9 protein-coding genes are annotated in these 11,434 nt (G+C 60.7%); all 9 read right to left on the bottom strand.

The genetic code is table 11. The features are described from left to right. Positions 1-440: 440 nt before the first annotated feature. The 9 genes from alaC to AC1D0O_RS09625 all read right to left on the bottom strand — a co-directional run bounded on the left by alaC (position 441) and on the right by AC1D0O_RS09625 (position 11,304). Complete coding sequence (gene alaC, locus AC1D0O_RS09665) at positions 441-1,643, bottom strand: alanine transaminase (protein WP_477653300.1); 1,203 nt, start codon at positions 1,641-1,643, stop codon at positions 441-443. Between the two features lie 278 nt (positions 1,644-1,921). Beyond that, a complete protein-coding gene (locus AC1D0O_RS09660) occupies positions 1,922-2,395 on the bottom strand; it encodes a ribosomal maturation YjgA family protein (RefSeq protein WP_477653299.1) in 474 nt (157 codons plus the stop codon). After that, a complete protein-coding gene (locus AC1D0O_RS09655; RefSeq protein WP_477653298.1) occupies positions 2,382-3,227 on the bottom strand; it encodes a DUF817 domain-containing protein in 846 nt (281 codons plus the stop codon). Before AC1D0O_RS09655 ends, AC1D0O_RS09660 begins: the two co-directional genes overlap by 14 nt. A 188-nt stretch (positions 3,228-3,415) precedes the next feature. After that, positions 3,416-4,108, bottom strand: coding sequence for an urea ABC transporter ATP-binding subunit UrtE (gene urtE, locus AC1D0O_RS09650; RefSeq protein ID WP_477653297.1), 693 nt, complete (start codon positions 4,106-4,108; stop codon positions 3,416-3,418). Between the two features lie 644 nt (positions 4,109-4,752). Then, a complete protein-coding gene (urtD, locus tag AC1D0O_RS09645; protein ID WP_477653296.1) occupies positions 4,753-5,637 on the bottom strand; it encodes an urea ABC transporter ATP-binding protein UrtD in 885 nt (294 codons plus the stop codon). Then, positions 5,634-6,761, bottom strand: a complete 1,128-nt coding sequence (gene urtC, locus AC1D0O_RS09640) for an urea ABC transporter permease subunit UrtC (protein WP_477653295.1) — start codon at positions 6,759-6,761, stop codon at positions 5,634-5,636. The genes urtD and urtC overlap by 4 nt, the downstream gene beginning before the upstream one ends. A gap of 14 nt (positions 6,762-6,775) precedes the next feature. After that, positions 6,776-8,353, bottom strand: coding sequence for an urea ABC transporter permease subunit UrtB (urtB, locus tag AC1D0O_RS09635; protein ID WP_477653294.1), 1,578 nt, complete (start codon positions 8,351-8,353; stop codon positions 6,776-6,778). Positions 8,354-8,611: 258 nt separating this feature from the next. Further along, positions 8,612-9,874 carry an urea ABC transporter substrate-binding protein gene (gene urtA, locus AC1D0O_RS09630; RefSeq protein ID WP_477653293.1) on the bottom strand — a complete coding sequence of 421 codons (1,263 nt, stop codon included), beginning with the start codon at positions 9,872-9,874 and terminating at the stop codon, positions 8,612-8,614. Positions 9,875-10,149: 275 nt separating this feature from the next. Beyond that, positions 10,150-11,304, bottom strand: coding sequence for a transglycosylase SLT domain-containing protein (locus AC1D0O_RS09625; protein ID WP_477653292.1), 1,155 nt, complete (start codon positions 11,302-11,304; stop codon positions 10,150-10,152). Between the last annotated feature and the right edge of the window lie 130 nt (positions 11,305-11,434).

The following is an 11,434-nucleotide window of genomic DNA, read 5'->3' as shown; positions in this document are numbered from 1 at the left end:
AACAACGCGATCCCTGATCCGCCTGACCTGCGCTCCTCGGCGCATCCACAAGGGGTGGGGAAGGAATACCAATACATAAGAAACAAGGACTCGCCACGGCGAGTCCTTGTCTGTATTTGTCTTCTTTGTGTTTTCGTTTTCTGTCTTCTTTCCCCGCTCCCGATTGCCCCGTCCTGGCTGGGCCGAGGAGCGCAGAGACAAGCGGATCAGGGCCGGCGTTGTCTGAGCCGAAGGCGAGTTTAGCCGGACCCCGCTTGGCTCGAGCACCGCAGGTTGCCCGCAGCGAAGCGTAGGGACCCAGACTGCGGGTCGCCTTTTCTTTGGTGACTTTCTTTTGGCGAAGCAAAAGAAAGTTACTTGCTGCCGGGCAACCCCCGGCCAGCGGAACTTAGAAGAGAGCACAGAGGGAACGCGGACAGCCGGCGCAAGACCCGGCCAACCTACCTCACCCCATCAGCCTTAAACATAGCCTTAATCCCCCGAACCGCCTGCCGAATCCGCGCCTCATTCTCAATCAAAGCAAACCGAACATAATCATCGCCATGATCGCCAAAGCCAATCCCCGGCGACACACAAACCTTGGCCTTGTCGAGCAGCTGCTTGGCAAACTCCAGCGAGCCGAGTTTGCGATAAGCCTCGGGAATCCGCGCCCAGATGTACATCGAGGCCTTGGGGCAATCCACCGGCCAGCCGGCTTCGATCAATCCCTTGTAGAGCACATCGCGCCTGGCCTGGTACTGTGCGGCGATGTCTTTCACGCATTGCTGGTCGCCTTCGAGTGCGGCGATCGCGGCCACCTGCAGCGGGGTGAAGGTGCCGTAGTCGTGGTAGCTCTTGATGCGGGCCAGCGCCGCGACCAGGTCGGGGTTGCCGACCATGAAACCGACGCGCCAGCCCGCCATGTTGTAGCTCTTGGACAGCGTGAAGAACTCCACCGCGATGTCCTTGGCGCCCGGCACCTGCATGATGGACGGCGCTTTCCAGCCGTCGAACACGATGTCGGCATAGGCTAAATCGTGCACCACAAAGATGTCGTGCTTGCGCGCCAGCGCGATGACCTTCTCGAAAAACTCCAGCTCCACGCACTGGGCCGTCGGGTTCGAGGGGAAGCCCAGCACCATCATCTTGGGCTTGGGGTAGCTGCCGCGTATGGCTTTTTCCAGTTCGGCGAAAAAATCCGTGTCGGGCGTCAGCGGCACCGAGCGAATGTCGGCGCCGGCGATCACCGCGCCGTAGATGTGGATGGGATAGCTCGGGTCCGGCACCAGCACCGTGTCGCCGCGGTCCAGCGTGGCCAGCATCAAATGGGCCAGGCCCTCCTTGGAGCCTATGGTCACGATGGCCTCGCTGTCCGGGTCTATCGCCACCTGGTAGCGGCTCTGGTACCAGTGCGCGATGGCGCGCCGCAGCCGCGGGATGCCTTTGCTGGCCGAATAACCGTGGGTGTCGGGGCGCTGGGCCACCTCCACGAGCTTGGACACGATGTGCGCCGGTGTGGCGCCATCCGGGTTGCCCATGCTCATGTCGATGATGTCCTCGCCGCGCCGGCGCGCCGCGAGTTTCAGCTCGGCCGTGATGTTGAAGACGTAAGGGGGAAGGCGGTCAATGCGCGCGAATCGGCGCTTGCCTGGAGAAGCAGACATAGAAGGAGACTTTCACGTGAGCGCCCGGAACCGTCCGAGCGACGTGGCCGGCAATGGGGCCGGCCCGAAAACATCCTAACCGAAAAGCCGCTTAAAAAATCCTGGGTGTTGTTGCGCCGCCATGCATTTACTCCCTCTCCCTCTGGGAGAGGGAGTAAGAAAGAGGCGGCGCGTTGCAGTCGTGYSCCTTGGATTTWCTCCTTCCCCCGCTGGGGGAWGGTTGGGATGGGGGCCGGCGGCGCTTGAAGCTTCACTGCATGTTTGAAGGCCGCCGGCCCTCACCCCTGCCCTCTCCCAGGGGGAGAGGGAGCAAGAGAGGCAGAGGCAGAAAAAAGCCGCAGCCGCGCAAGCAAAAACTCCAGCGCCAACACCCCCAAAAATCCACAGGCATAGGCCAGCACGTCCATCCAGTCGGCCACCGAACCCAGCACAATCCTGAGCACCCGGTTCTCGACGTGCCAGCCGTTGACCGCCGCCACATACTGGGCGAGCTCGACCCCGCAGCCCACCGCAAACGCGACCAGCGCCAGGCCGGCCGTGTTGGCCTTGACCACTGTCTTGAACAGGAAGTACACCCACACCACCGCCAGCACGTCACCGACGAAGCCCCGCAGCCAGGGGTGGTGCGACCACACGGTCGCGATCAGCACTTCAATGATGAAAATGAAGACGGCCCACAGCGCCGCCTCGCGGTCAAAACGCAGCTTCATGCGGCGCGCCCCGCCCCACTCACCCGCGTCAGTCCGGCACATGGATGCGCGCCTTCACATGCTTGAGGTTGGCTACGATGGTGAAGGTCATCACCACCAGCAGCGACCAGGAACTCCATTTGCCCACATGCACGATGGACCAGGCGCCGAGCTGGTTGGGGTAATGCCAGAGGCTGAAGAAGGTGCTGATGTTCTCCGCCACCCAGATAAAGAACCCGATCAGCAAAAATCCCAGCAGCAGGGGCATGCTGCGGTCCCGGTCATAGGGCCGGAAGATCACCGTCGACCTCGCATACAAACCCGCCAGGCAAGCCGCGATGTACCAGCGGTAGTCGCCCCAGAAATGGTGCGTGAAAAAATTGGCGTACACCAGCACCGCGATCACCACGGCCATCCAGTGCGGCGGGTGATGACGGATGCGCAGATCGAACAGGCGCCAGGCCTGGATGATGTAGCTGCCCACTGCCGCATACATAAAGCCCGAAAACAGCGGCACGCCGAATAGCTTGGTATAGGCAAAGTCCGGGTAGCTCCAGGACTGGATGGACCCCGAAGTCTTGAAGACCTCCAGCGCAAACCCCACCACGTGAAAGAGGCAGATGGCCTTGAGCTCGTCCAGCGTTTCCAGTCTGGCCAGCACCATCCAGCTCTGGATCAGCAGCGCGATCACCAGCAGCAGGTCATAGCGCGGAATACCCGCCACACCGGCGCGCGGCACCAAAAACACCGCCGCAAAAAACAGCCCGGCAAACAGGCATGCCCTCGCCTCCTTGAGGCCGAAGCAGCCGAACTCCACCAGGAAGCGGCGAAATCCCGACAGCCCCGCATGCGTTTTCTCCCGGATCAGCCAGTTGTCCAAGGCCAGCAAAGCCATCGGCGTCTACCTTTTATTGATTGTTGTTGCCGGCTTGTTGTGCCGCCTTGCCGTGCCCCGGCATTGACTCCCTCTCCCTCTGGGAGAGGGTGGGGTGAGGGCCGCGGCTTGTGCAAGGAACAGTAGTCTATCGCCTGCCGTCGGGCCCTCACCTAACCCTCTCCCAGGGGGAGAGGGAAAAAGAACAACTAAATCGCCACCAGCTGCCGCACACCGTTGGTTTCCATGTCCTTGCCCTGCCCGCGCGCGATGAACTCGCCGCGCTCCATCACCAGGTAGTCGTCGGCCAGCTCCTGCGCGAAGTCGTAGTACTGCTCCACCAGCAGGATGGCCATGTCGCCCCGGTCCGCCAGCATGCGGATCACACGGCCTATGTCCTTGATGATGCTGGGCTGTATGCCCTCGGTCGGCTCGTCGAGGATCAGCAGCTTGGGTTTGGCCGCCAGCGCGCGCGCAATCGCCAGCTGCTGCTGCTGCCCGCCCGACAGGTCACCGCCGCGGCGGTTCAGCATCTGCTTGAGTACCGGGAACAGTTCATACAGTTCGGCCGGGATGGGGGTGGACGCGCTCTTGTAGGCCAGGCCCATGCGGAGATTCTCTTCTACTGTGAGTCTCGCGAAGATTTCTCTTCCTTGCGGGACGAAGCCTATCCCCGCTCTTGCCCGTTCATACGGAGTGCTTGCTTGAATCTGCTTGCCGTCGAAGTCGATGGTGCCGGTTTTGATGGGGACCAGGCCCATGAGGGATTTGAGTAGCGTTGTTTTGCCTACGCCGTTGCGGCCCAGGAGTACTGTTACCTTGCCTAGGTGGGCGTCGAGGCTCACGTCTCTGAGGATGTGGGAGCCGCCGTAGTATTGATTGATGTTTTTGGCTATGAGCATATGGGGTTCCTTACTCTTGCCGGAGGGGTTTCTGATTGGAGTGCTCTCTGCTGAGGGTGGCTGGCCGGGGTTGCCGGCAGCAAGTAACTTTCTTTTGCTTCGCCAAAAGAAAGTCACCAAAGAAAAGGCGACCCGCAGTCTGGGTCCCTACGCTTCGCTTCGGGCAACCTGCGGTGCTCGAGCCAAGCGGGGTCCGGCTAAACTCGCTTCGCTCAGACAACGCCGGCCCTGATCCGCTTGTCTCTGCGCTCCTCGGCCCAGCCAGAACGGGGCAATCGGGAACGGGAGCGGGGACAAAGCCAAACAAGGACTCGCCACGGCGAGTCCTTGTTTCTTCAAGTATTTGGTATTTGTATTCTTTATCCCCACCCCTTGTGGATGCGCCGAGGAGCGGAGGTCCAGACGGATCAGGGATCGCGTTGTTTGAGCGAAGCGAGTTTAGCGAGACCCCGTCTGGACCGAGCACCGCAGGTTGCCCGTAGCGCAGCGAAGGGACGCAGCAACCAGGGTCGCCTTTTCTTTGCTTACTTTCTTTTGGCGAAGCAAAAGAAAGTGAGTCGCATGCCGGGCGACCCCGGCCAGCCGCCCCATGCAGAGGCCGCGCCGCCGGCACAAGAGCCGATTCCATCAACGGGCTAGGGCTGCTAGCGCCCAAGATAAACCTCTATAACCCGCTCATCCGCCTGCACCTGATCAAGCGTCCCCTGCGCCAGCACAGCTCCGTCACACAGCACAGTGACGATTTCAGAAATAGTCTTGATAAAACTCATATCGTGCTCCACCACCATCAAGGAGTGCTGCCCCTTGAGCGTAAGAAAGAGCTCAGCCGTCCGCGCAGTCTCCTCATCAGTCATCCCCGCGACGGGTTCGTCGAGCAGCAGCAACTTCGGATCCTGCATCAGCAGCATCCCAATCTCCAACCACTGCTTCTGCCCATGGCTCAGATTGCCGGCCAGGCGGCCCACGCTGTCGGCCAGGTGAATCGTCACCAGGATTTCCGCCAGGCGGTCGCTTTGGGCGGAGTCCAGCCTGAAGAACATCGAGTGCTTCACGCCCTTGTTGGTCTTCAGGGCCAGCTCCAGGTTTTCAAACACCGTGAGCTGCTCGAACACCGTGGGTTTCTGGAACTTGCGGCCTATGCCCAGCTGGGCGATTTCGGCTTCCTTGTGGCGCAGCAAATCGATCGTGCTGCCAAAAAACACCGTGCCTTCGTCAGGCCGGGTCTTGCCGGTGATGATGTCCATCATCGTCGTCTTGCCGGCGCCGTTGGGGCCGATGATGCAGCGCAGCTCGCCGGGCGCGATGTCCAGGCTCAGCTTGTTAATGGCCTTGAAGCCGTCAAAGCTCACGCTCACGTCTTCGAGGTAGAGGATGCGGCCGTGGGTGACGTCGACCTCGCCGCTCGGATGGGCCACACGGCTGCCGCTGGCGCTGCGGCCGCCTGATTCGGTATTGGATTTTCCGGCTTCGAGCGCGGCCAGGCGCTCTTCCACGCGGCGCGCGCCTTGTTCGAGCAGGTCGGGGGTCATTTGGCACCGCCTTTGCGCAGCTTTTTCACCAGGCCCACCACGCCATCGGGCAGGAAGAGTGTGACGCTGATGAACAGCGCGCCCAAAAAGTACAGCCAGAACTCAGGGTAGGCCACGGTCAACCAGCTCTTGGCGCCGTTGACGATAAAGGCGCCCACTATCGGGCCTATCAGGCTGGCACGGCCGCCCACCGCCGCCCAGATCGCGATTTCAATCGAATTGGCGGGGCTCATCTCGCTGGGGTTGATGATGCCGACCTGCGGCACATACAGCGCCCCCGCCACACCGCACATCACGGCCGAGATCACCCAGATCGTGAGTTTGTAGCCCAGCGGGTTGTAGCCCGAGAACATCACGCGTGTTTCCGCGTCGCGTATCGCCTGCAGCACGCGGCCGAACTTGCTGCCCACCAGCCATTTGGCAAACAGGAAGAAGCCCAGCAGCGTCAGGCCCGTCAGCACAAACAGCGTCATGCGCATCGAAGGCGTGGCCAGCGGGATGTTCAAAATGCGCTTGAAGTCGGTAAAGCCATTGTTGCCGCCGAAGCCCGTCTCGTTGCGGAAGAACAGCAGCATGGCCGCGAAGGTCATGGCCTGGGTGATGATCGAAAAATACACACCCTTGATGCGCGAGCGAAACGCGAAAAAGCCGAACACAAAGGCCACGATACCCGGCACCGCGACGATCAGGAACAAGGTCGCCGCAAAACTGTCGCTAAAGGTCCAGTGCCAGGGCAACACCTTCCAGTCCAGGAAGACCATAAAGTCCGGCAAGTCGCTTTTGTAATTGCCGTCGCGGCCGATCTGGCGCATCAAATACATGCCCATGGTGTAGCCGCCCAGCGCGAAGAACACGCCGTGGCCCAGCGAGAGGATGCCGGTGTAACCCCAGATCAGGTCCATGGCCAGCGCGCAGATCGCGTAGCACATGATCTTGCCCAGCAGCGCCACCGCATAGGTGCTCATGTGGAACATGCTGCCCTCGGGCACCCAGAGGTTGAGCACGGGCGCGAGGGCGCAGACGGCGATCAGCGCCATCATGAAAGCGCTCCAGCCGCCGCGCGTCAACAACGGGCCCTTGGCGGGAAGATGCACGCGGGAGGCCGCGGTATTGGGGGTTGCCATGGGGGTGCTCATGTTCATGCCTCGGCCGAGCGGCCCTTCATCGCGAAGATGCCCTGCGGCCGCTTCTGGATGAAGATGATGATGAAGACCAGCACGGCGATCTTGGCCAGCACGGCGCCCGTCCAGCCTTCGAGGAATTTGTTGAGGATGCCCAGGCCCAGCGCGGCATACACCGTGCCCGCCAGCTGGCCCACGCCGCCCAGCACCACGACCATGAAGGAATCGACGATATAACCCTGGCCCAGGTCAGGGCCCACATTGCCCACCTGGCTCAGCGCGCAACCGGCCAGGCCCGCGATGCCCGAGCCCAGCGCGAAGGCGTAGGTGTCGACACGCGCGGTGTTCACGCCCATGCAGGCGGCGATAGGCCGGTTCTGCGTGACGCCGCGCACAAACAGGCCCAGGCGTGTGCGGCTGATCAGCCAGGCCACGCCCAGCAGCACCGCCACCGCAAAGACAATGATCACCAGGCGGTTGTATGGCAGCGAGAGGTTGCCCAGCACTTGCACACCGCCGCTCATCCACACCGGGTTTTCGACCCCGACGTTTTGCGCGCCGAAGATGGAGCGCACCAGCTGCTGCAGCATCAGGCTGATGCCCCAGGTGGCCAGCAATGTTTCCAGCGGGCGGCCGTAGAGGAAGCGGATCACACCACGCTCCAGGGCCGCGCCCATCAGCGCCGAGGCCATAAAAGCCACAGGCACAGCGGCCAGCAAGTACCAGTCAAACAGGCCGGGCAGATAGCGCTGGAACAGGCCCTGCACCACATAGGTCGCGTAGGCGCCGATCATCATCAGCTCGCCATGCGCCATGTTGATGACGCCCATCAGCCCGTAGGTGATGGCCAGGCCCAACGCCACCAGCAGCAAAATGCTGCCCAGGCTGATGCCGCTGAAAATCGCGCCCAGCTTGTTGCCCCATTCGAGTGAAGCCTCGACCTTGGCCAGCGCCGCCTGCAGCGCCACCTTGACGTCGGCATCGGTTTCGGTGCCCAGGCGCTCTATCAGCACGGTCTTGGTATTAGGGTTCTTGCTGCCGGCCAGCTGCGCCGCCGCCGCCAGGCGCTTGGCCTTGTCGCTGCTGCCCAGCAGGATGGCCGAGCGCATCAGCTCCAGCTGGTTTTTCAATTCGGGCACCGTCTCGGCTGCATAGGCTTTTTCGATCAAGGGCAGGCGCGCCTCGTCGTTGTCGCCGCCCAGGGTCTTGATCGCGTCGCGCCGCTGCTTTTCATCTTTGGAGAACAGCTTCAGCGCCGCCAGCGCGTTGTCGATCTCGCTGCGCATCAGGTTGGGGTTGATCACGTCCTCGGCATCGACCGGCAGCGGTGTCTCCGCGCCCGTGAGCGGGTCATAAGCCTTGTCGTCCTTCACGACAAACACCTTGTCGCCTTTGGTCTTGACCGCGTCGTCCGACAGCGCCTGGATAAACGCCGCCGTCTTGTCGTCCGCGACAGCCGCGGCCTTGGTCAAAGCCGCCACCCGCGCCTCCGTCTCGCCCAGGGCCATGCCCTTGACCTCATCGGCGGTCAAAGCGTGGGCATGGGCTGCTAGTAGGAGCGTGAGGGAGAGAGAGAAAAAGTGGCGTAGCAGCATGTGGAAAGAACCTGTAGGTTGGGCGCGCACCAGCTTATCGGTGGGGCGCCCAGACTGCAACTTCCTTGTGGGCGCCGGTCTTGCCAACATCAGCAAGAACCGGGCCGAACCGTGTTGGATTGGAGGCCGCTGGCCCCCATCCCAACCTTCCCCCAGCGGGGGAAGGAGCAAGAAAGAATGACTTGGGGTGTTTATCCCCTCCCCCTCTGGGGGAGGGTTAGGGTGGGGGCCAACCGGCCTCCACCCAAGCCCAGCCTCTTACTTCTTCACAGGCTCATCAGGTTTTTTATCGTTGCCTTCGATATAAGGAGACCAAGGCTTGGCTTTGACAGGGCCAGGCGTCTTCCAAACCACATTGAACTGCCCATCCGCCTTGATCTCGCCGATAAACACCGACTTGTGCAGGTGGTGGTTCTTCTCGTCCATCTTGCTCACGATGCCCGAGGGTGCGTTGAAGGTCTGGCCGGCCATGGCGGCAATCACCTTGTCGGTGTCGGTGGACTTGGCCTTCTCGACGGCCTGCTTCCACATGTTGATGCCGATGTAGGTGGCTTCCATCGGGTCGTTGGTCAAAGGCTTGTCGGCGCCGGGGAGCTTCTTGGCCTTGGCATAAGCGGACCACTTCTTGATGAACTCGGTGTTGGCCGGGCTCTTGATGGACTGGAAGTAGTTCCAGGCGGCCAGGTGGCCGACCAGGGGCTTGGTGTCCACGCCGCGCAGCTCTTCTTCACCGACCGAGAAGGCCACCACGGGCACGTCCTTGGCCTTCAGGCCGGCATTGCCCAGCTCTTTGTAGAAGGGCACGTTGGAGTCGCCGTTGATGGTCGACACCACGGCCGTCTTGCCGCCTTGCGAGAACTTCTTCACGTCAGCCACGATGGTCTGGTAGTCGCTGTGGCCGAAGGGGGTGTATTTCTCGTCGATGTCCTTGTCGGCCACGCCCTTGCTCTTCAGGTAAGCGCGCAGAATCTTGTTGGTCGTGCGGGGATACACATAGTCGGTACCCAGCAGCACCCAGCGCTTGGCGCCGCCGCCGGCCTTGCTCATCAAATAATCGACGGCAGGAATCGCCTGCTGGTTAGGCGCCGCGCCCGTGTAGAACACGTTCTTGGACAGCTCTTCACCCTCGTACTGCACGGGGTAGAACAGCAGGCCGTTCATTTCTTCCACAACCGGCAGCACCGACTTGCGCGACACAGACGTCCAGCAGCCGAAAATCACGGCGACCTTGTCCTGGCCCAGCAGTTGTTTGGTCTTTTCAGCGAAGAGCGGCCAGTTGGAGGCCGGATCCACCACCACGGGCTCGAGCTTCTTGCCCATCACGCCGCCCTTGGCATTGATCTCTTCGATCGCCATCAGCACCGTGTCTTTGAGGGTGGTTTCAGAGATGGCCATGGTGCCCGACAGGCTGTGCAGCACGCCGACCTTGATCGTGTCCTGGGCAAAAGCGGGCATGGCGCCCAGTGCGGCCAGCGCGACAGCGGCGGTCATCGCCTTGAGGGTAAATCGACGTTCTTGCATGTGATCCTCTCCGGTAGTAGATAGGTATGGGGGTAAGTAAATCGCGTTTCGCTGCGCAAAAGCCAATCAAAACAAGGCTTTGGCGCAACGATGAGTGGATTCTGGGGACCGGAGGGGGATTGGGGAATACGCCGGGTGGCGTATGCGGGGACTGACACGGTTGACTCCGCCACCCCGTTGGGCCCGGCTTGACAGCGCTAGCATCACTGGCGGTAACCCCTGCACGCCATCGCCGAAGAGCGACTATCGCGACACCATTCTTTTAGACCCCAATCTCAGGGATGTATCGCGTCCAGGCACGGCTGTGGCTTCTTCGGATTCGCCTTGAGGCACTTCTCACATGCAAGGATGTTGGTCGAATACCCAGGCCCTGTGCCATATTTATCCAGCCCTTTCACCAAGTCACCACCCTCGCGGGCAATGCGCATCGCCAGGTAATAGGTTCCGCACTGGATGTTTTTGGCCGGATCCGTCATTTCAGAGTGCTCGAAATGAATGGGTTTTGGCGTGTTGTTATTGACATCTTCCACGGCCACCTTGGTCATCTGCATCAGGCCGGTCGCGCTGCTGTTGGCTGACCCAGCGTCGGGCTTGAAGGAGCTCTCCTTCCAAATGAGGGCCGTCAGCAGTTCAGTAGTTACCGTGGCGTTGCCCGACTTGTTGTTGGCGGTGATAAGCTTGACAACCTCCTCATACGACAACGTTTTGCCAGCGATAAAAAGGCGGCCGTCGCTTTCCAGGATTTCGTCTTGGGGTAAGTCCGCACTTTTGAGAACCAGCCGCAGCTTCCCTTCCCCGCTTAGTTCCAACTCAAGACTTGAAAGACCGTGCGGGAATACGGTTGCCTGGTTCGAGATGAAGTCGGAAACATCCGTTAAAGTCCACGATGGTTCCTGGGAACGGGCATCCCCCGAGCGCAGTAGCCGAAAATCAGCAAGAGGTTGAGCGGTGAACTCTTTGACCTCATAGTGCATCGGATCGTCGAAGGCCTTGCCCCAGTGAAACCCATGCGCCTCAAAAATCTTCGCCAACGGCTCAGTCGTCCCGCCATTTGTTCCATCGTTGGGATTCAGATCAATTGCGAGTCCGAATGAATGGTTGGATGGGTCCTGACTGATGGATCCGTCGGTGGGTTTCTTCAACCGCGGATTAAACCCGCCTCCGAACTCCATGATGTGGTGAAGCAACTGCTTGCGTTCTATTTCATCGAATGCAGCGCGTAATTGGTCATGCGCTTTTACATGAAATCGGAACTTTCCCGTGCCGGCACCTTTGATCCCGACCAGTTGGGGAATAACTACGTTCTTGACATCCATGTCCGCATCAAAACCAGATATGAACTCGATGGAGTCACCCCTGACCCAAGTGCCCGACTTCGTCTTGAATGTGACAGTTCCGAGAAGCGAGTGTTTGTATGTACCGGTTGGCATATGCAAGTCCTTGAAAAATGAAGGAAAGAAAATGATCGGTACGGGCGTGTGCGCTCTACAAGCCGCGCACGATCAAGGTAAACGAGCCGACAGAGTGAATCAGATTGCCCAATAGTTCCCGGCAGCTCGT

This window comes from Polaromonas sp. P1_F2, assembly GCF_056405735.1.
Note: the sequence above shows the minus strand (reverse complement) of the source record. Positions and strands in the feature narration are given on the sequence as shown.